The organism is Pseudomonadota bacterium (assembly GCA_039818985.1).
Taxonomy (GTDB): domain Bacteria; phylum Pseudomonadota; class Alphaproteobacteria; order Sphingomonadales; family Sphingomonadaceae; genus Alterisphingorhabdus.
In genome coordinates, this window is record JBCBSU010000001.1 from 381850 (window position 1) to 402080 (window position 20231).

At 58.9% G+C, this 20231-nt stretch carries 20 protein-coding genes and 1 pseudogene; 6 read left to right on the forward strand and 15 right to left on the reverse strand.

What is annotated here, in order from left to right; all coding sequences use genetic code 11:
• Window positions 1-97 precede the first annotated feature (97 nt).
• Both AAFX04_01630 and AAFX04_01635 read right to left on the reverse strand, forming a co-directional pair.
• The gene (locus tag AAFX04_01630) at window positions 98-1633 is read right to left on the reverse strand and encodes a hypothetical protein (GenBank protein ID MEO1044120.1); all 1536 of its coding nucleotides are present in this window, start codon (window positions 1631-1633) and stop codon (window positions 98-100) included.
• Between the two features lie 185 nt (window positions 1634-1818).
• Complete coding sequence (locus AAFX04_01635; protein MEO1044121.1) at window positions 1819-2850, reverse strand: DUF6607 family protein; 1032 nt, start codon at window positions 2848-2850, stop codon at window positions 1819-1821.
• Window positions 2851-3074: 224 nt separating this feature from the next.
• Here AAFX04_01635 and AAFX04_01640 point away from each other — a divergent pair, with 224 nt between their 5' ends.
• Window positions 3075-5324, forward strand: a complete 2250-nt coding sequence (locus tag AAFX04_01640; GenBank protein ID MEO1044122.1) for a TonB-dependent receptor — start codon at window positions 3075-3077, stop codon at window positions 5322-5324.
• Window positions 5325-5427: 103 nt separating this feature from the next.
• On the opposite strand, the gene AAFX04_01645 is transcribed toward AAFX04_01640, so the two are convergent.
• From AAFX04_01645 to AAFX04_01655, 3 genes are all read right to left on the reverse strand, one after another.
• Window positions 5428-5997, reverse strand: coding sequence for an NAD(P)H-dependent oxidoreductase (locus tag AAFX04_01645; protein MEO1044123.1), 570 nt, complete (start codon window positions 5995-5997; stop codon window positions 5428-5430).
• Between the two features lie 83 nt (window positions 5998-6080).
• Window positions 6081-6803 carry a pirin family protein gene (locus AAFX04_01650; GenBank protein MEO1044124.1) on the reverse strand — a complete coding sequence of 241 codons (723 nt, stop codon included), beginning with the start codon at window positions 6801-6803 and terminating at the stop codon, window positions 6081-6083.
• Between the two features lie 89 nt (window positions 6804-6892).
• A complete protein-coding gene (locus AAFX04_01655) occupies window positions 6893-7333 on the reverse strand; it encodes a DoxX family protein (protein ID MEO1044125.1) in 441 nt (146 codons plus the stop codon).
• A gap of 98 nt (window positions 7334-7431) precedes the next feature.
• On the opposite strand from AAFX04_01655, the gene AAFX04_01660 reads away from it, so the two are divergent.
• The 3 genes from AAFX04_01660 (at window position 7432) to AAFX04_01670 (ending at window position 10320) form a co-directional block, all read left to right on the forward strand.
• Entirely contained in the window at window positions 7432-8310 is an 879-nt protein-coding gene (locus AAFX04_01660; protein MEO1044126.1) for a LysR family transcriptional regulator, read from the forward strand.
• Between the two features lie 47 nt (window positions 8311-8357).
• Window positions 8358-9347 (forward strand): phytanoyl-CoA dioxygenase family protein, encoded by a 990-nt coding sequence (locus AAFX04_01665; protein MEO1044127.1) that lies wholly within the window; start codon window positions 8358-8360, stop codon window positions 9345-9347.
• A gap of 271 nt (window positions 9348-9618) precedes the next feature.
• The gene (locus tag AAFX04_01670; GenBank protein MEO1044128.1) at window positions 9619-10320 is read left to right on the forward strand and encodes a response regulator transcription factor; all 702 of its coding nucleotides are present in this window, start codon (window positions 9619-9621) and stop codon (window positions 10318-10320) included.
• A gap of 113 nt (window positions 10321-10433) precedes the next feature.
• On the opposite strand, the gene AAFX04_01675 is transcribed toward AAFX04_01670, so the two are convergent.
• Both AAFX04_01675 and AAFX04_01680 read right to left on the reverse strand, forming a co-directional pair.
• Complete coding sequence (locus AAFX04_01675) at window positions 10434-11201, reverse strand: metallophosphoesterase family protein (protein MEO1044129.1); 768 nt, start codon at window positions 11199-11201, stop codon at window positions 10434-10436.
• A gap of 51 nt (window positions 11202-11252) precedes the next feature.
• Window positions 11253-12440 carry a saccharopine dehydrogenase NADP-binding domain-containing protein gene (locus tag AAFX04_01680; GenBank protein MEO1044130.1) on the reverse strand — a complete coding sequence of 396 codons (1188 nt, stop codon included), beginning with the start codon at window positions 12438-12440 and terminating at the stop codon, window positions 11253-11255.
• Window positions 12441-12653: 213 nt separating this feature from the next.
• Here AAFX04_01680 and AAFX04_01685 point away from each other — a divergent pair, with 213 nt between their 5' ends.
• On the forward strand, window positions 12654-13757 hold the full coding sequence (locus AAFX04_01685; protein ID MEO1044131.1) for an SPASM domain-containing protein: 1104 nt from the start codon (window positions 12654-12656) through the stop codon (window positions 13755-13757).
• Here AAFX04_01685 and AAFX04_01690 read toward each other — a convergent pair.
• The 7 genes from AAFX04_01690 to AAFX04_01720 all read right to left on the reverse strand — a co-directional run bounded on the left by AAFX04_01690 (window position 13754) and on the right by AAFX04_01720 (window position 18164).
• Complete coding sequence (locus AAFX04_01690) at window positions 13754-14926, reverse strand: acyl-CoA dehydrogenase family protein (GenBank protein ID MEO1044132.1); 1173 nt, start codon at window positions 14924-14926, stop codon at window positions 13754-13756. The two genes, AAFX04_01685 and AAFX04_01690, sit on opposite strands and share 4 nt — an antisense overlap.
• Before the next feature lie 75 nt (window positions 14927-15001).
• Window positions 15002-15442 (reverse strand): ArsI/CadI family heavy metal resistance metalloenzyme, encoded by a 441-nt coding sequence (locus AAFX04_01695; GenBank protein ID MEO1044133.1) that lies wholly within the window; start codon window positions 15440-15442, stop codon window positions 15002-15004.
• Window positions 15439-15768: a metalloregulator ArsR/SmtB family transcription factor gene (locus AAFX04_01700; protein ID MEO1044134.1), complete on the reverse strand. Its 330-nt coding sequence runs from the start codon at window positions 15766-15768 to the stop codon at window positions 15439-15441. Before AAFX04_01700 ends, AAFX04_01695 begins: the two co-directional genes overlap by 4 nt.
• A gap of 99 nt (window positions 15769-15867) precedes the next feature.
• Window positions 15868-16422 (reverse strand): dCTP deaminase, encoded by a 555-nt coding sequence (gene dcd / locus AAFX04_01705; GenBank protein ID MEO1044135.1) that lies wholly within the window; start codon window positions 16420-16422, stop codon window positions 15868-15870.
• A 46-nt stretch (window positions 16423-16468) separates the two neighbouring features.
• Entirely contained in the window at window positions 16469-16936 is a 468-nt protein-coding gene (locus tag AAFX04_01710; GenBank protein ID MEO1044136.1) for a cytidine deaminase, read from the reverse strand.
• Window positions 16929-17663 (reverse strand): GH25 family lysozyme, encoded by a 735-nt coding sequence (locus AAFX04_01715; protein ID MEO1044137.1) that lies wholly within the window; start codon window positions 17661-17663, stop codon window positions 16929-16931. The genes AAFX04_01710 and AAFX04_01715 overlap by 8 nt, the downstream gene beginning before the upstream one ends.
• An 18-nt stretch (window positions 17664-17681) precedes the next feature.
• On the reverse strand, window positions 17682-18164 hold the full coding sequence (locus AAFX04_01720) for a UPF0262 family protein (GenBank protein MEO1044138.1): 483 nt from the start codon (window positions 18162-18164) through the stop codon (window positions 17682-17684).
• A gap of 119 nt (window positions 18165-18283) precedes the next feature.
• Here AAFX04_01720 and AAFX04_01725 point away from each other — a divergent pair, with 119 nt between their 5' ends.
• Window positions 18284-19807 carry a replicative DNA helicase gene (locus tag AAFX04_01725; GenBank protein ID MEO1044139.1) on the forward strand — a complete coding sequence of 508 codons (1524 nt, stop codon included), beginning with the start codon at window positions 18284-18286 and terminating at the stop codon, window positions 19805-19807.
• Window positions 19808-19940: 133 nt separating this feature from the next.
• Here the strand turns inward: AAFX04_01725 and AAFX04_01730 are convergent.
• Window positions 19941-20119 (reverse strand): annotated as a pseudogene (locus AAFX04_01730) (phosphoadenosine phosphosulfate reductase).
• Between the last annotated feature and the right edge of the window lie 112 nt (window positions 20120-20231).

Genomic DNA, 20231 nt, shown 5'->3' on the forward strand with positions numbered 1-20231 from the left:
GGCTTCGCGCCTTTTGCAAGCCATAGAAAACCCCCGCCGGAGCGATCCGGCGGCGGTTTTCTTTTCAGTTGGTGAATCCGGCAGCGGCGTTGCGGCATCAATTATCCGCGTTGCTCTTGTCCCGGTCCTGCTTGCCCTCGATCTTTGTCAGCATCTCCTGTGCGAGACTGGAGAAGCCGCTATTATGCGGATCGAGCAGCAGCGGCTGCAAGGTGAACCGTGCATAGCTGTAGCGCCCGTCAAATATCTGCTGATTGGCGACATTCATCCGCAAGCCCTTGTCATAGGGAGCCAGGCCCAGGGCCTGCTCCAGCGCCTGCTTGGCCAGTTCGGGCGCGGGCATTCCGCGGGCGCTATAGCTGCGATAATAGTGCATCAGCGGAATTGGGTTGTCCGGCTCGAGCGCATTGGCGGCGCTGATCGCCCTGAGCGCGGTTTTCCACGCCGGCTTTTCGGCTTCTCCGTCGGCGGCCTCTGCGAGGCGGAAGGTGGCGAATATCTTCTGCCGATGGGCATCCATATTGCCTGGTTCTACAGCCAGCGTACGATCCGCGGCAGCCACCGCCTCGGCATCATTGCCGGCATCATATTCGGCTTCTGCCAGCGCGGCGTTGACAAAGGGGTCATCGGGATATTTTGCCGCCACCTCGCGCACCTGCGGCAGCAGAGCGGTTGCCTGCTCCGCATCGACACCACGGCGTGAACGCATCAGCAGCGGCATCACTTCGCCTGCGCCTTCGCTCAGCGTCTGGACGGTAATCTCGCCAATCTTGATGTCCTTTGCTGGCACATCGAAAATACGCATCGGCCGCCTGCGGGCATATTTGCGCAAATCCTTTTCCAGAGCGTCGAGCGGGCCAAAGGCCTTGGTGGCGGCCTCTATGGGCTTCATACCCCGACCGAGATTCTGCAGATAGCGCAGCAGCTGCCCCTTACGCTCGGGCCTGGGGCTGAAATTGTCCATCGTCAGATAATGGAACAGCAACCAGCTGCGGACATAGAAGGAATCATAGCGTCCCTGCTCCTTGCGCGCCTTTTTATAGGCTGCGGTGTCGAGCAACATTTCGACCGGCACCGGGCGGATGTCAAAAAGCTCATCGGCGCGGTGGTTATTGGGGCGACCGATACGCACCGAACCGTCAAAGTCGAAACCGGCCGAAGCGTAGAATTCGGCAAAGCCTTCCTGATACCAGAGCGGGAAGGTGTAACCATAATAGCTGTACATGAAGTGATGCGCATATTCGTGCAGCATCACCGTCTCGCTGAAGGACAATTCGGTGCCGACACCGTCTTCCACCCGGGTCACAAATGCGACCGAGGCACCGGCGCGGGAGCTGTAAAAACCGGCGACAAAGGATGACCGGTTGCCATAAAGCCCGCGCAAGGCCCTCTGGTTGCGCAGGACAAAGATCGTGACGCGGTTGGATGGCGATACCGGGCCTTCGCCCTTCTGCGTGATATAGGCCATCGCCGAATGGTATTTTTCCAGATTCTCGGCAAAGTCGCGAATATCGCCTTCCGACTGATCGGAATAGACGACAAAATGTTCGCTGCTTGCCTTTCTCCATGCCGCTTCGGCCGGCACAGCCAGTAAGGGCAGGACAAGCGACAGCAGAAACAGGCGAATCATCATGGTTGCGAACCCTTGATCCCGACGGGATTTTCAAAGACACCGCCGAAATTGTCAGTGGCTCCGGCCGCTGTCAACATGGCTGCAGATGCTTCCGCAACCGCAATAAAAAGCCCCGCCGGCTGGGACCGGCGGGGCTTTGATGGGACATGCCCGATAATGGCGGGGCGTGTGATCCGTATAATTGCTTACTGGCCGGCTGCTTTCGGGCTGACGGCAGCAAGTCGCAGGGCGTCGCTGCCGATCAGTTCCTTGGCCCGGGCGATGGCAGCACTTTCGTCCATCTCACCCTTGTGAATCTTGGTGCCCATTTCCAGCAGCTCGGCGGAAATGACGGTACCGGTTTCAGCTTCCTCGGTAACAGCAATGCCACCACCGCGGGCCAGCTTTTCCCACTCATCACGAACGATATCCCAATAATTCGCGGTAGACTGCCAATATTCTTCGGCTGCGGCAGTGTCGTAATCATCGTAGCGGGTATAGGTGTTGAGCACATATTCCTGCACAATCGGCTTCAGTTCGCCATCGACCATGCCCATTTTGGTGTTGTCCTGAAAGTGAATCCAGCCATCAGGTGTAGGGGAATGACGGTTGATGCCGTAAAAGCGGTCATAGGGGGTATCGCGGGTGGCATCGCGGCGTGGCAGCGGACGCCACGTCCAGTTTGACCGCCAACGGCGCACACCGCCCTGGGTTTCCCATTCGCCGAGGCCAGCATAGCGCGGGCTGTCATCGACCTGATACACGGTCTGCGACCAGCGTCCGTTGCGACGCTTCTCGCTGACCGGTTGTATCGACCATTTGCCGGGCTCGGAATAGACCAGCATTTCTGCCGGCTCATATTCCCAATCCTGTCGCCAGTGCTTGACGATGAAGCTGTCTTTGCCTTCGATTTCTACCACCAGAAGATGTTGCAGCACAATCTTGGTGCCGGTGTCCTCGACCACCACAACGGTTTCATGGCCGCCGGAAATCTTGCGGTCGCGCGGCTCATAGTCGCCTACCCAAGGGGTTGATTCCTGCATATCGAAACGCACCTTGTGATGCCCGGCCATCGCCAGAATATCGGCGCGATCGGCCTCAAAGGCTGCCTTTTCAACATCAGCGGGGCGATCCGGGATCGGCGGATGGGCCATGGCGCCAGTCGGCAGCGCGAGCGCTACAGCTGCGGCACAGGCCATGATGACGCTGCGCTGATGGAGAAATCTGGTTACATTCATCGTAAAATATCCTTGCACATGAGAAGCTTGTCCCGTGAGAAAACTACCCGAGGGCCTTTTTGCGGACTCGGTGAATTTCCGAAACACAAAATAGCGCTGGAAAAGATTTAATGCAAACAATTCTTAGTTGCAAAGCTGGCAAAAGCCGTTAATGAAATTTTGATAACGACTCTCATTATGATTTGCAAAGAAGGATTGAAATGCCGTTTACCAGCCCCCACTCGATGCTGTTACATATCAACAGCAAAGTCGGCAGGAGCGAAACATCGCTGGCGCTGATACTGGCTATGGCAGTTTTTGCCGCACCGGCCCAGGCTGTCGAAACCTCCACCGATAGCGGCATTGCCAATGGTGAGACGGTCACAGACTCCACGAGTGTGGCACAGAACGATCCTGATACCGAAGTGCAGGATGATGCTCCTGAAGAGGAAAAGCAGGCCGCGCCGCGCAGCGATCTGAACATGATCACAGTGCTCGCTACCCGTAACGAATCGACGGCCTTTGACTATCCAGGCGGTGTCACGGTCGTTGATCGCGACATAATTGAGGATTTTAACGCGTCAGGACTGGCCGAGATTTTTCAGGCAATCCCGGGTGCGCGTTTCGATGGTGGCCCACGGCGCTCCGGCTCGGTGCCGACGGTACGCGGTCTTTCCGGCGATGGTGTCCTGATCTTCATCGATGGCGCACGTCAGAGCTTCGTCTCTGGCCATGACGGTCGTGTTTTCCTGGACCCGGAATTGCTTCAAGCGGTTGAGGTTGTGCGTGGACCGACTTCAGCGCTCTATGGTTCGGGCGCACTGGGAGGTGTTATCTCGCTGCGCACCATCACCGCACAGGATTATCTTGAACCGGGCCAGCAGGTCGGCGGTCGCATTGTTGCCGGCTATCAGGGCGTGAATGACGAGTTTCGCTGGGGCGGCACCACCGCTATCCAGTCCTCCAATGGCGAATTTGATTTCATCGGCAACGTTACCTTTCGCAGTTCGTCCGATATCGATCTCGGCAGCGGCCTGACCCTGCCCGACCAGAGCGATGCTTTCAGCTCGCTGGCGAAATTCACCTGGCGGCCGACTGATACGCTGACCCTGTCGACCCAATGGGTGCATAACAGCAGTGATACGCTCGACCCGAACAACCCCCAGGGCATCAATGTGGGCGGGCCGGGTAACCTGAACGTCAACCGCAACATCCGCAGTAATACGCTGCAGACTTCGCTGAATTTCAATCCCGGGACCGATCTGGTCAATGCTGATGTGATCTTCTTTTATGCGAAGAACCGCGTTGGTGAGCAGGAAGTCGGCACATCGCGTCGGATTTCGCGCGAAGTCGAAACCTACGGCCTCACGCTGGTCAACCGCTCTGCTTTTGATCTGAATGAGAATCTCGGTCTGCGTTTCACCTATGGCGGTGAATATTATCAGGACGAACAGACCGGGCTCGACAATACCACAGCTGATGGGACCCGCGGTGGTGTGCCTGATGCAACCCGGCGTTTTTACGGTGCCTTCATCCAGGCCGAGCTCGACTGGAACAGCCCGATTGGTCAATTCTCGTTCATACCGGGCGTTCGCTATGACCGTTTCGAAAATGAGGCACCGGGCGAGCTGGATGTCGACGATGAAGCCTTTGCCCCCAAGGTCGGTGTATCGTGGAAGCCGGTTCCCGAGCTGATCCTGTTCGCCAACTGGGCCGAGGCGTTTCGCGCGCCCTCGTTCAACGAGCTTTTTGCTGATGGCGTGCACTTCCAGATCCCCAATCTGGGTGGTCCTCCGGGACCGCCGCAATTCGTCTCCAACCTGTTTGTGCCCAATCGCAACCTTCAGCCGGAGGAATCGGAAACCATCGAATTTGGAGCCGGTGTTGATTTTGCCGATATAATCTTCGGCAGTGACCGGCTGACCATCAAGGGCAGCTATTATGAATCCGATGTCGACAATCTGATCGGCCTCGACGTCAACATCCCCGCCGGTTGTTTCGGCGCGCCCTTCCCGCCCTGCGGATCGGGGCCGGCGTTCAACAATGTCAGCCAGAACGTGAACTTCACTGATGCAGAGGTCAGCGGTTTCGAGATCGAGGGCAGCTATGACAGCGAATATTTTTATATCCGCGCCAATTTTGCCACTATTGACGGTGTCGACCGTGCGACGGGCGACTTTGTCGGGGTGCTTACCCCCGATCTGCTGTTCGTCGATACCGGGGTAAAGCTGCCCTTTGCCGATGCCCGTATCGGCACCCGTATCACCGTGGCGGCAGAGTTTACCGAGATCGATGATCCGCTGCAGTTCCGCGACGGTTATGAGACGGCGGATATCTACGCCGTGTGGCAGCCCAATTCGGGGCCGCTGGAAGGATTCCGGCTCGATCTTGGTGTCGACAATGTTACCGATGCCGATTTCGAAGTGGTCGCAGCTGGCGTCAGCCAGCCGGGACGCAATTACAAGGCAACGCTGAGCTGGCGGGGGGCGTTTTAGGGGTAAAGGCCAATCCCTGTCAGGCCAGCTTGTGGCCCCATCCTGCGTTAGTACATTCTTGTATTCTCTCCATCGTGCGCAGGATGGGGTCTCTTTCCAGTGATCACATATTGGCAATATCGGTCATCGCCTTGTCGACAGGCTCCTGACCCAGCATCATCTGCTGCCCTGCGGTAAAGACGGTGACGTCGTCAATGCCGAGAAAGCCCAGAATATGTTTCAGATAGACGCTGTTAAAGTCGATGGCGCTGCCGATTTCGGTGCCGCCTGAGGAGATGGCGACATAGGCCTTCTTGCCTTTGAGCAGACCCTCCGGTCCGGTCTCGGTATAGCGGAATGTCTTCCGCGCCCGGGCGATCAGGTCGATCCAGGCTTTTAGCGATGCCGCGATACCGAAATTGTACATCGGCGCGCCAATCACGATGATATCGGCCTGTTCCAGCTCTTCGATCAGGCTGTCCGACAGCGCCAGCGCCTCCTTTTGCTGCGCTGTGCGGTCTGCATCATCGGTGAAATTGGCGCCGACCCAGTCGGCGGTGACAAAGGGCAGGCCCCTGGCAACATCGCGATAAATCACATCACCATCGCCAAGCTGGTCGATAATCGCCTGAGTCATCTTCCGGGTCGAAGAACCGTCATTCAGAGCACTGGAATCAATATGCAAAATCGTCATGGTCAATCTCCTTGGGGGGTAGTCGAGCAAAAATGCCGGGGTCAGATCGCTACGCGACGGCCTGGATCTGACCCCGAAGGTGGTTAGTGCATGGTTATATTGTCAGCGGTTTCGACGAGAACGATCTCGGTCTCGCCCTGCGCGGTAAAGGTGACAGGGCTATTGCCGCTGAGGGCAATGCCGTCCCGGGTGTTTACCGTCACATCATTGGCCAGCAATGTGCCTTTGGACGGCACCGCGTAAGCGACCTGCCCTTCGGGCGCGGCATAGGTCACGCTCTCGCCATCCTGCAACGTCGCGGCATAGAGCCGGGCATCAGCGCGGATTTCCAGCGCGCCATTGGAGATGTCTTGCGCATAGCCGCTGGCCAGCACCTCGAGCCTGCCCGAGCGATCACCGCCCGGGAACGCGCGGGCGTCCCAGCGCGGCTCACCACCGCGCTCACGCGGGATGATCCAGATCTGGAACAGGCGGGTTTCCTCGTCCTCGAGGTTGAACTCGCTATGCTGTATGCCGGTGCCGGCGCTCATCACCTGAACATCACCCGCTTCGGTGCGGCCTTCATTACCCATGGAGTCGCGATGGGTGATCGCGCCCTGACGGACATAGGTGATAATCTCCATGTCCTGGTGCGGATGGGTCGGGAAACCGCTTTTGGCGGCGATCTCATCGTCATTCCACACGCGCAGCGCGCCCCAATGCACCCGGTCCCGGTCAAAATATTGACCGAAAGAGAAGTGGTGACGGGCGTTGAGCCAGCCATGGTTGGCATGGCCAAGCGTTTCAAATGGGCGTTTCTCCAACATGATATATCTCCTTCGGTGGATGGATGGGTTGAAAGGGTGGGTGCCGGCCGGAGGGTAGGGAGGCCAGCACCCGGGGGAAATCGATCGGCTCAGGCCGCCTGTGCCTGTGGCGCAGAGGCGATCCGGGCATTGTCGATGGCGAAGGCACCGCGACCGAGCAATGCCTGTACGATCAGTGCAACGGCCCAGAAAACCGGAAACTCCCAGCCGCCATTGGGGCTGGAGAACAGCCAGCCATTGGCCATGTGCGGCACGGTGGCGCCGATCATGAGTGGCACCAGGGCAAGCGCGACCATCCGGGTCTTGAAGCCGAGGATCAGTGCGGCACCGCCGATAATCTCTGCGGCGATGACCGGATAGGCGAGAAAGCCGGCAAAGCCGATGCTCTCGAAAAAGGCGGCGGTCCCTGCGGGGGTAAATACCAGCAGCTTGAGCAAGCCATGAGCGGCCATCATGGTGCCGAGCGAGACGCGCAGCAGCGCTGCGCCATAGGCCGTATAATCTGCGTCATCTGAAATTGTCTGTGTCATCATCTGTCTCCCAATGCGGTGAAGCGATACACAGGAGATAGAGATGATTATCAATGTATGGAATTGACGAAAACTATATACTGTCTATGCGTTAATGCATGGAAAAACTCGATTGGAACGACCTCCAGACATTTCTCGCCATTGCCGAGGCGGGCACGCTGTCCGCTGCGGCACGTCGGCTTGGCGTGACCCAGCCGACTATGGGGCGACGGCTGAAAGCACTGGAGCAACGCGCCGGGGCGCGGCTGTTGCAATCGATGCCGCGCGGTTTTGCGCTGACCCCGCTGGGCGAACGCGTGCTCGCGCATGCGGAAGCGATGCGAGAGCAGATGGATGCCGCCGAACGCGCGATCAGCGGCGGCGATATGCGGCTGGAGGGGGTGGTACGGATTACCACGGTCGAATTGCTGGCGGGGCATATCGTCGTTCCGGCCATGGCGGAACTGTGCCAGCAGCATCCCGGTATCAGCTTTGAGCTGGTTCCGGGTTCGCGCTCGTTCAGCCTGTCCAAGCGCGAGGCAGATATTGCGCTGCGCATTGCGCCCTTTGAGGGGCAGAGCGTTATCACCCGTCGTGTCGGCTATTTGCGGCATCGTCTCTATGCCTCGGTTGATCGCGCCGCGCGCCAGCCGCACAGGAGCGACTGGGGCGGCGATGTCCCTTTGGTCACGGTGATGGACGACCAGATGCACCTGCCGCAGATACGCTGGCTGCATCAGCAATTCCCGGAGGCGCATCTGTGCTTCCGCAGTAATGACCGGCTGCTCCAGGGTCAGGCGGTAGCGCTGGGTCTGGGGCTTGCACTGCTGCCGGAACTGGTCGAGCAGCTGTTGCCGGGGCTGGCTAGGGTCGAGATTGATGATCTGCCCGAACCGCCGCCCGTGCATCTTGGCGTGCATCGTGATTTGCGCAACACGCCGCGTATTCGCGCTGCGCTCGACGGGATTATTGCGCGCAGCGCCAAAACACTGGCCTGATTGGCCCCGCAGCGGCATAATCGCACCCCGGAAGGCAGTTTCGGAATATGGTTATGGAAAATAGCGCGCTGAAGACATGGCATCGTGAAGGTGCTGTCCTTCTGGACCGCTTTATCGATGAAGAAGAGATCATGGCGGTGCGCGATGACTGTGACAGTTTCTTCAACGAACGACGCAAAGGCCAGACAGCGACCGGAGACGCTGTCATCAAAAAGCGCGAGGGGCATATTGGTGTGTTCGATCCGGAACAGTTCATCAATATGGACCACATCCCCTTTCCGACTTCGCCTGCGCTGAACCTGATCGGTCTGCACCCCAGGCTGATGGCATTCGCGAGGGCAGCTCTGGGCACGGATGATGTGCGTCTCTATCAATGCGATGCATGGGCGAAATATACCGGTGAAGCCGATTACGATCAGCCCTTCCATTGTGACTTCAAGAACCACACGCTTACCGTTCCGGGCGATATGCCGGCGCAGCGCACTATCAACTTCATGATCTATGTTACCGATGTGACCGATGATCTGGGGGCGATCCACTATGTTCCGAACAGCGAGAGTGCGGAAGTGGTTGGCGAATATCGTACAATATTTCCGGAAGGGGCATTGGGCGCCGAATTGCATTCCGGAATGGGCGATGACTGGGCTGAAGGTAAGATTCGCAGCTTTGCCGGAGAAATGCAGACGGCGCTCAAGGAGAAAGAACGCTCAGGGGCGGCCGTTGCCGGTTCGGTTTTCGCCTATGGCATTGATGTCTATCATCGCGGCACCAATCTCACGCGCCCGGGTGGCCATCGCTACACGATCACCGCCAGCTACAAGGCTGCAGGGAATGACATGATCGGCTGGAGTGCATGGCCGTTCCACTTTCTCAAGCCGTGGGACGTCATCATCAACAATGCTACGCCGGAACAGTTGGCCTGTCTCGGTATCCCGCTGCCCGGCGACCCGTTCTGGACGTCGACGACATTGGCGCGGACACGCCTGCGCTGGCCCGGCTGGGACATGACGCCCTGGCTGGAAGCAGCGGGTCAATAGTTGCACGCAGGCAACAGTCATGGCGGCAGAACCGGTCTGGGGGCAGTTATGACCACCCTCAGAAGCAAAAAAATTGCGAACCGCTTTGCCCTGGAAACTGACTCATTTCTGCGGGTTTGCGCCATTAGTGATTCGTCGCGACTCGTGGAGTTGTGCGGTTTAACGCGAAATTAACCTTTTATCTTCATCTGTCTTATGGTTAATTAAATGCGGGGACAGACATATGCTGTCTTCGCTCTGGCGAGGACCAGCAACCAAAAGGGGCTGCCACATGCGCGTGCTACTGATTGAAGATGAACCCACAACGGCAAAAGCCATTGAGCTGATGCTGACGACAGAGGGCTTTAATGTCTATACCACCGATCTCGGTGAAGAAGGCCTCGATCTTGGCAAGCTGTATGATTACGACATCATCCTGCTCGATCTCAACCTCCCCGACATGCACGGCTATGACGTGCTGAAGAAGCTCCGGGTCGCCAAGGTGCAGACGCCGGTGCTTATTCTTTCCGGGGTTTCGGAAATGGACAGCAAGGTACGCTCCTTCGGCTTCGGTGCCGACGACTATGTTACCAAGCCATTCCATCGCGAAGAGCTGGTCGCCCGCATTCATGCCGTGGTGCGCCGCTCCAAGGGCCATTCGCAATCGGTCATCCGCACCGGCAAGCTGGCGGTCAACCTCGACGCCAAGACGGTCGAAGTCGACGGCGCCCGGGTGCATCTGACCGGCAAGGAATATGCGATGCTCGAGCTGCTGTCGCTGCGCAAGGGCACGACGCTGACCAAGGAAATGTTCCTCAACCATCTCTATGGCGGCATGGACGAACCCGAACTCAAGATTATCGACGTCTTCATCTGCAAGCTACGCAAGAAGCTGGCGCTGGCCTGTGATGGAGAAAATTATATCGAGACCGTATGGGGCCGTGGCTATGTGCTGCGTGACCCGCAATCGGGCGAAGAAAGCCAGGCTGCCTGAGGCAATCCCGGCTGACACAGGTTACACTGTTCCGGCTTATTACCCGGGGGCAAAATGGGCTGGTCATTCCGAGGAATGACCAGCCCATTCTCTTTTGGGCATATGCGTAACGGCTATTCCTGACTGCTCGTCTGCAGGAACCAGCGTTCCGATCCTTCAAGGCCGATGGCGGTAAGCTGGTCGGAAAGATAGGCCCCGGTGTCTATGCCGATGCGGTTGCGCTTCTGGTCGATCGTCTCGGAAATGGTGTGACCGTGGATGACGAATTTCTCATGCCGCGTCTTGTCCATGATGAATTCCTCGCGGATCCAGCGCATATCCTTGGCGGTCTGCTCGACGAGCGGAACCTCCGGGCGTATGCCGGCATGGACAAAGACATAGTCGCCGATGATGATCTGGTCCTCGAAACCGGAAATGAAGGCGATATGCTCCTGCGGGAACAGTTCGGGCATCATTTCGGCCAGCTCTTCCAGCTCGAGCGAGCGATACTGGCTCGACGGCAGACCATAGCTGAGGATGGTTTCGCGCCCGCCAATGCGGCAGAAAAACCGTACCATCTTTGGGTCGCCGGTGGCCGCGCCGAGCATCACTTCCTCATGATTTCCCATCAGAAATCTGGCGCTGTCATAATTGTCGGCCAGCGTCATCGCGCGTTCGATCACCGCTTTGCTGTCAGGGCCGCGATCAACCAGATCGCCAAGCAGGATGATGTGGGTCTCGCACTCGCCGCGCCGGTCGCCATCATCGTCGATCATGTCGAGCATGCGGTCGAGCAGGTCCCGCCGGCCGTGAATGTCGCCAATGGCATAGACCCGCAGTCCCGCAGGGATGGAATATTGCGGACGATCTTGCTGGTTGCGGCGGAAAAGTGACTTGAGCATGGTACGGGTGTTTCGAATATTGGGGAATGAGGGCCCGTAAAGCTTTTTACGCTAGCCCTCAACAGCAAAGCTGAGGCCGGCATTGGCCTCCAGCCGTGCCACCAGCTTGTCGCCGAGCAGCGCCGCCGGGGTGAAAATGCCTCCCTGGCTGTCGGTCACGTCACGTGCCAGGCACATGGCGGTCTCGGCGATCATCTTCGAGGTCGAGCCATAGCCAGGGTCCTTGTCGCCCTTGACGCCATAGGTGGCGGTCGCGCCGTCATTCATTTCGGCGACGAACATGATGTCGTAAAAGCCGTTTTCCCGCTCTTCCCTGCTCGGCCCCTCGCCGGGTTTGGGCGCATCATCGCCGCCCATCATGTCGGTGGTGGCAAGGTGATTGGCGATGGTCTCGCCCTGTTCGCCGGGACCGGTCAGCATCATCTCGTCATAGCGGAAATCCTCGCCATAGGGATGGCCAAGCAGTGCATTGGTGCGGTGGACATTCTTGGTGTTGATCGGTGCCATGATGAACGGTGCCGCCCAGCTCTGCAAAGCCTCGTCATATTCCGGGGTGTTGCCCTTAGGCTGCTCCGGGCCGACAAAATCGCCCGAGAGCGAGAACGGATCGACAAGATACTGGATCACCTGCGGATCCTTGGCTGCGGCGGCCATGGTTGCTTTCAGGCTGGCCGCCGTGCCGCCGGAAAATGTGCCCTGCATGGCACGGACACGGCCCTTGATGCGCGGCGCCGGCTGGCCGAAGCGCTCCTTGCATTCGCGCTGCAGCATATAGACGCCAAGATCGAAGGGAATGGAATCGAAGCCGGTGGAAAATACAATCCGCGCGCCGCTCTGCTTCGCCTTGTCCTCCAGCGCGTCGATTTTCTGGCGCATCCAGGCCGGTTCGCCCGACAGATCGCAATAATCGGTGCCATGTTCGGCGCAGGCGGCGATCAGTTCATTACCGTAAAGCTGATACGGGCCGACGGTCGTGATAATCACCCGGCTGCGCTGGACCATGTCGGCGAGCGATGCCGGATCGGTGGCGTCGGCAACGACCAGCGGTGTATCGGCGGGCGCGCCGATCTCGTCGCGCACCGATGCCAGTTTTTCTTCCGAGCGGCCTGCCATTGCCCATTTCGGTGCATCCGCACCCTGGCCATATTGGTTGGCGAGATATTCTGCGACCAGTCGCCCGGTAAAGCCCGTCGAACCGTAAACGATAATGTCAAATTCGCGCGAAGAACGGTCCGCCATGCTGTGCTCCTTGGTGCAATGATCAATGGTTCGAGGCGTGGCTGCAGCGCGCGGGTAGTCGCCAGCGCCAGCTTCGCCCGCGTCTATGGACCTGTCGGCGGCATTTGTCACGCCCGCTATGGCATCAATCAATTGTCTGTGCGGCATCGATATGCGATATCGGCAGTGAGAGCAGGGGCTGAGGCACGATAACAGCACGATAAGGGTGTGCCGATGAACTATATCTACTGGGTTATCAGCTGGGCCTGCCACCGCAAATGCAAGCATTGCTATGATGACCGTTTCCGCCCCTATGTGCGCGATGCTCTGGACGAGGTGGTGGCCGAGGGGCAGCACGCCTATGAGCGGATTATCGCCCATCTGCCCGATGATTTCACCTATCTGGATCCCTGCAAGCCGGATGCCGATGCCGAGCCGCGCCGTATTCGCGGCAGCCTCTTCCTCGCCGGTGGCGAACCGCTCATAGATGCGGTGCGCGAGCCATTATTCTACCCGCTGCTGGAGAGGATCGGTGCACGCTATGGCGGCTATGACGCGCCCCATGCGCCACGCCTGGCCTGCCAGACCACCGGCGACATCCTTACCGAACAGCATATCGAGGAGATGCTCGAGCGCGGCATGTGGAAGATCTGCATCGCCTCGATCGATGATTATCATGTCGGCATGGAGGGCGACAAAAAGCTGCGGCTGATGGAGAAGGTCAGCCGGATGATGGAGAAATTCGGCGTGCGCGAAGAGGTGCTCGCCGCTGGACCCAATCCACGCAATCCTGCCGGTGATGTCGATTATGAGGCCGATGACGGCCCGTTCTTCGTGTTTTTCGGCGCCCAGCCCGAATTGTGGATAGGTGAAATCTGGCCGCGCGGCCGGGCCTGGACCAATGGCCTGAGCAAAGCTGATTATGGCACCAATTTCTGCGCCCGGCGTTCGGGTGGGCGGCATTTTCTTGACCATGGCCAGCGCGGATCGGAGGTGGCGATCGAGCCTGATGGTTCAGTCTATCCCTGTTGTCTGAAAACCAAGACGCCGATTGGCAATATCGCCGAGGAACCGCTGATTCCAATGCTTGACAGCCTGCGCGGTCATCCGGCGCTCGAAGCGCTCAATCGTGGCGACCCGGAAGCCATGGGGCTGGAGGCAGGGTGGGATCGCGAGGCCTTTCGCGTAAAATCGAAGACGGTCACTCCCAAAGGCGAGGATTTCGAGAATCTCTGCATCGGCTGCGACCGTTTTTTCGAGCAGCATCTGGGTGAGGCGCTGAAGCAGATGCGCGAAGAGCGGATGCAGGCGCGAAAGGCTGCTGTGTCTGTCGGCTAGATCCCGAACTGTCGACTGGCGAGGTCAAACATGATTTCTTCGGAGCCGCCGCCAATCGCCATCACCCGTACTTCGCGATAGATGCGCTCGACCCTGTTGCCACGGACATAGCTGGCACCGCCAAGTATCTGACAGGCTTCACGGGCGCAAAATTCCATGGTGCGGGTCGCTTGCACCTTGAGCAGGGCAAAGTCGCCGGGAGCTGCCCGATCCTGCTGTACCGTCCAGGCGCAGCGGTCAATCATCGCCTGTGTTGCCTGAATCTGGCGCAGCATGTCAGCCAGCTTGTGGCGGATGGTCTGGCGCTGCGACAGCGGTTTGCCGAAGGTCTCGCGCTGCTGTGCCCATTCGAGCGCATCCTCATAACAGATACGTGCAAAGGCGGCGGCCTGTTGCGCCATGCCCAGCCGTTCGCCGTTGAAATTGCGCATAATTCCGGCAAAGCCCTGATTTTCCGGGCCGATAAGATTAGCGGCGGGGACGGCAACATCGTCGAAATGGATGGTGGCGGTGTCCGAGGCATGCCAGCCCATTTTTTGCAGCGGCGTGCGTGAGACGCCATTGCGTTCGGCCTCCACCAGCAGCAGCGAGATACCGCCATAGCCAGGATCGCCGGTGCGTACCGCCAGGGTGATATAGTCGGCGCGCATGCCCGATGTGATCAGCGTCTTGGCGCCGTTGACGCGATAGATCTCACCGTCGCGCACTGCGCGGGTTTTGAGATTGGCGACATCCGATCCGCCCGAGGGTTCGGTAATCCCAAGCGCGATTATCGCCTCACCCGACAGCACGTCGGGGGCAATGCGCTGCTGCAGCTCGGCGCTGCCCAGCGCCAATATCGGTGGCAGCCCGATGCCGTGCGTCATCAGTGAGGCAACAATGCCGCCCGCACCGGCGCGGCATAGCTCCTCGCTCTGCACCAGCGAATGGAAAATATCGAAATCGCTGCCGCTGCCGCCCAGTCCTTCGGGATAACCAAGCCCCAATATGCCGGCATCGGCGGCCTTGCGATGCAGGTCGCGCGGCAATTCGCCAGCCTGCTCCCAGGCATCGACATGCGGCAGGATTTCCCGGGTGACAAAGGCACGAACGCTGTCGGCTACGGCGTCATGGGTTGCGTCGTAAAAGGGCGCGCTATTGCGCCATTGATCATAGAGATAGCTGGCCATGCCCCTCGTGTAGATCACAGCCTGACGCCTGTCACCAGCATGTCTTGTCTCTTTTGCGCCAGTCCCGTGCCAAGGCTATGGGGTGCAGCATTCCCCTGTACCGGTATTTTGCGCCGCGATCTCTTCGGCGTTTATGCGTTTGCCATATTCTGTGACATTTCCGGTTGTCAGGAAGGTTTCCCAGACGACACCATCAGGGTCGGCGGTCCAGTTCTTCTCCGACTGGGCGTAGCAGCATGTGGTTTCACCCTCCTCGAATATGGCGCCACCGGCTTCTCTGATGCGGCCATAGACTTCGGTCAGTTCATCGGGTTGCTCGACCTGGATACCGATATGCTCAACGCCTCGCTTCTCGCCAACATGGCTCGACATGGCAAAGTTCACACGGGGCTCGTCGAGCATCCACTTGGCATAGTCCGGCTTGAGCGCTGTGGGCTCGGTGCCGAACAACCGGGTGTAGAAGGCGACTGATTTCTCGATATTCTCGACCGAGAGGTGAATATGCAGACGTTTCATGAGCAGGCTCCCTTTGTTTCCAGAAAGTCAGTCGCCTCCACGTCACCGGCGCAGCAATTCTGCATGAGATAACCAAGCAGCCTGTTCATGGCAGCATAGTTGGCGCGGTAGATCAGGGTGCGCGACTGGCGTTCCTGGGTCAGCAGTTCGGCGCGGGTCAGATGCGCCAGGTGGAAGGAAAGGGAGCTGGACGGGATATCGAGCTTCTGTGCAATCGCACCTGCTGCAAGGCCGCTTTGCCCGGCTTCAACAAGCAGGCGAAAAACCGCCAGCCTGTGTTCCTGCGCCAGTGACGACAGCATTGCGACAACCTGTATGTTATCCATTTCCGACTCCATTTCGATATTTCTATATATATCGAAATATAGATCATGGTCAAGACATTTCGATATATATAGAAATGTGGAGTGTTTCCGGGCTGATGGCTACAGCTTGGGCAGGGTCACGCCGCGCTGACCCATATATTTGCCGGCGCGGTCGGCATAGCTGGTCTCGCATGGCTCATTACCCTGCAGGAACAGAAACTGACACGCGCCTTCATTGGCATAAATCTTGGCGGGAAGCGGCGTGGTATTGGAAAATTCCAGCGTTACATGCCCTTCCCAGCCGGGTTCGAGCGGAGTGACATTGACGATAATTCCGCAGCGGGCATAGGTGGACTTGCCGAGACAGATCACCAGCACATCCTCGGGCACACGGAAATATTCGACCGTCCGCGCCAGCGCGAAGCTGTTGGGCGGGATGATGCAGACATCGGTTTCGCGATCAACGAAGCTTTTGGGGTCAAACTGTTTGGGATCGACCACTGAGCTGTCGACATTGGTGAAAATCTTGAACTCGGGCGCGACCCGGGCGTCATAACCATATGAGGAAAGGCCGTAGCTGATACAGCCATCGCGCCGCTGTGCCTCGACAAAGGGTTCGATCATGCCCTTTTCCTGCGCCTGAGTGCGAATCCATTTGTCGGAAAGAATGGCCATGAGGATAATGCTCCGGCAGACGTGCGCGGGAATGTGCGCGTGACTGTCAGTCCAGATTGGCGGGACCGAAAGCGTGTGGCAAGAGTTCGGACAGGCGATGCTGTGCATAACCATCGGCATGGGCGCAGAAGATCACCGGGTCGGTGCCGCCAAGCTGCGCCACCTCATTAAGTGTCTGGCGGCAGCGGCCACAGGGCGTTACCGGCACCGCATTGGCGATGATGGTCGCCTTGTCCTCATCAGAGGGTGGACCGCCGACTATCGCAACCGCCACCAGCCCGGTGCGCAGCCCGTGATGATTGGCCTCGAGCAAGGCTGCAGTTTCAGCACAGATGGAGAGGCCATAGCTCGCATTTTCGAAATTGGCGCCGCGGATGACCGTGCCTTGGGTCGAACCGTCATCGAAGAGCAGGGCCGCGCCGACATGGAAGCGCGAATAGGGGGCATAGGCGCGTGCTGCAGCCTTATGCGCCTCGGCGATCAGGGCTTCGGGGTCGATTATAATATTACTCATCGCTGCTGGCCTCTCCTGTTGCCTGATCCTGCGGGCGAATAACATTCCACGCAACCGGTTGTTCGACGCCATCTATGCGATAGCTGTCATTGGCGGTCCACATCACCCAGGGCTTGGTGGCATAATCGGGCGGGAAATAATTGCCGGTGAGCCAGACATCGCGGCCAATGGCGCTGCTGACGCCATATTCCGCCTCGAATTCTGGCGAGACCTGCAAAATGGCAGCCTTGCCCATATGGTTTTCGACCTGGTTGAGAAAGGTGATCAGTTCGCTCATCACCAGCGATTGTGCCGGGCGGGAAGGACAATCCTCCTCAAATTCCAGTGTAATTGCGCTGGGCATCGCCGTGTCGTCACGTGGCACCGTGGTGACGAAATTCTCCGCCTGGTCGCTGGCGAGGCGACACAGGCTGTATCGGTGCACCGGAGCAAAGCCGATTCCGGCCTCGCGGGCGCCGCGATAATTTTCGATGAAGCGTTCATCGCGACCATCCGATCCACTGGTTGCAGCAATATAGCCGAAATCCACTTGCTGCGCCGCCAGGGCGCGCCAGCTCACCGGGCCGCTATCGGCACTGACCGTAACACCCTGTAGCGGATATTGATCGCGCGGCGGTGTCCATGCGCGCGCCATGCCGATCACCACCCAGACGATAAGCGCGCCGATCGCGAGCAGTCCCATCACCATCATCAGGCGGGCTGCGCCCGATTTTCGCCCCTGTGCCATGCCGATACCCTGTTGTCCCTAGCCCTTGATATGCAGCACGCAGATTAGGGTAAAGAGGCGTCTTGCTGTCGGGAAATCAACTTCAACCTTGCCGTCCAACCGTTCCATCAGCAATTCCGCCGCCTGATTGTGGATGCCGCGCCGGGCCATGTCGATGGTCTCGATCTCCTGTGCGCTGGCCTGACGGATGGCCTGATAATAGCTGTCGCAAATGGCGAAATATTCGCGGATCGGTCGCCGAAAACGTCCCAGTGCCAGGATGATCGTTTCCAGCGCTGTGCTGTCCTGACGGGCAATATCCATCACCAGACGGCCTTCCGAAACCGAGAGGCTGAGCCGATAGGGACCGGGATAATTACCGCCGCGTCCCGATAGTGGCCGGAAGCTGTTCTCCTCGATCAGGTCGAAGATCGCAATGCGCCGCTCCTGCTCGATATCGGCATTGCGCCACAATATCGTCGCCTCGTCGAGCGCGATATGACAAATCCGGTGGTTGCTCATCCCGTGCATGGATAGCCGCCGAGTCTCACGGGGCAAGAGAAAAACTTATCATCGCTATCCACAGTGGCTTTGTCCTCATCGCCCTTGCAAGCGCATGCATGCATCCGCATAGCGAGCGCATGGCTTCCGCATTTCCTGATAATGACACCGCCAATGGTGGTGCGACCGACAGTGACGACACAACCAGCCTGCCACATAATATCGAGGCGGAGGCGGCGTTTCTCGGTGCCCTGCTGATCGACAACCGGGTGTCCGAAGACATCACCATCCCGTTGCAGCCCGACCATTTTTATGAGCCGCTGCATGGCCGCATCTATGACCGCATATTGAAGCTGCTCGACCGCAACCTGGTCGTGACACCGGTAACGCTCAAGCCGTTTTTCGAGACTGACGAAGCGCTGAAAAGTCTCGGCGGACTGGGCTATCTGGCACGCCTCACCGGCGACAGTGCGGGGCTGATCGGTGCCCGCGACTTTGCCCAGCAGATTTACGATCTGGCGTTGCTGCGCGAGCTGATCCGGGTCGGCCGCACCCTGGTGACCGAGGCGATGGACACCAGCGAGAGCGTCGACCCCAAAGGGCAGGTCGAGAATGCCGAGGCGGCGCTGTACAATGTCATGGAAGGCGAGGGCGACAGCTCCGGTGCGGTCGATTTCGGCCGGGCGACGCTGGTTGCGGTCGAAATGGCGCAAAAGGCCTTCAACAGTGGCGGCCATCTGTCGGGCGTCACCACCGGGCTGGCTTCGGTCAATGAGAAAATCGGCGGGATGCATGACAGCGACCTGATGATCCTTGCCGGCCGTCCGGGCATGGGCAAGACCTCGCTGGCCACCAACTTTGCGTTTAACGCGGCACAGCGCTGGCAGCGCGAGGAGCTGGACGGGATCGAGCCTGGCAAGCGGGTCGGTGCTAAGGTGGCCTTTTTCAGTCTGGAAATGTCCGCCGACCAGCTGGCAACGCGTATCCTGGCACAGGAATCAGGCATTTCCTCCGAGGCGTTGCGCATGGGCAAGATCAGCCGCACCGATTTCCAGAACCTGTCTCGCGCCAGCCAGGAACTACAGGACCTGCCCTTGTTTATCGACGACACCCCGGCGCTGACCATTGCGGCGCTGCGTACCCGGGCGCGGCGGCTCAAGCGGCGGCACGATATCGGGCTGATCGTGGTCGACTATCTCCAGCTGCTCCAGGGCACTGGGCGCGCCAGCGACAATCGCGTCAACGAGATTTCCGAGATCAGCCGTGGCCTCAAGACGCTGGCCAAGGAGCTCAACGTGCCGGTGCTGGCACTGTCACAGCTTAGCCGTGCGGTCGAACAGCGCGAGGACAAGACGCCGCAGCTTTCCGACCTCAGGGAATCCGGTTCGATCGAACAGGACGCCGATATGGTGCTGTTCGTCTATCGCGAGGATTATTATGTCCAGTCGAAAGAGCCGAAAACACCGCAACCCGATGACGATCAGGCGATCCACGACGCGCACGCGCAATGGGCGGCCCAGATGGAACGAGTCTTCGGCCTTGCCGAACTGGTGGTCGCCAAGTCACGCCATGGCTCGACCGGCAAGGTGAAGATGAAATTCGAATCGAAGATCACCAAGTTCAGCGATCTGGCCGACGATGACTATGACGGGCCGGATTATTGATCACCCAAATCCTCCCCGCTTCCGGGGAGGGGGACCGCCGCAGGTGGTGGAGGGGGCGGGCTATTTGGCACAGCGCAAGTGGAGCCCCCTTCGTCAGCGCTACGCGCTGCCACCTCCCCATAAATGGGGAAGATCAGAAAACAGGATCATTGGCCCCGTCATCGTCCTTACCCACCGGCGAATGAATGCCGCATTCGGTCTTGTCCCAACCTTCCCGCGGCCCGAGCGCGGGTCTTCGCCGGGGCCCACCCTGCTGGCGTAAGGCGCGCAGCTTATGGAAACATGACGCTCTGCAGCAAGCAGAGGACGCCGTTGCCCGGCGCAGCTTTCTGATTGAGGTCCTGGCACCTGCTTCTGGCCCGAAAACGGACAGTGTCAACCGACCAAGCGAGCTCCGACCGAATGTGCGGTGCGTTGGCACTAG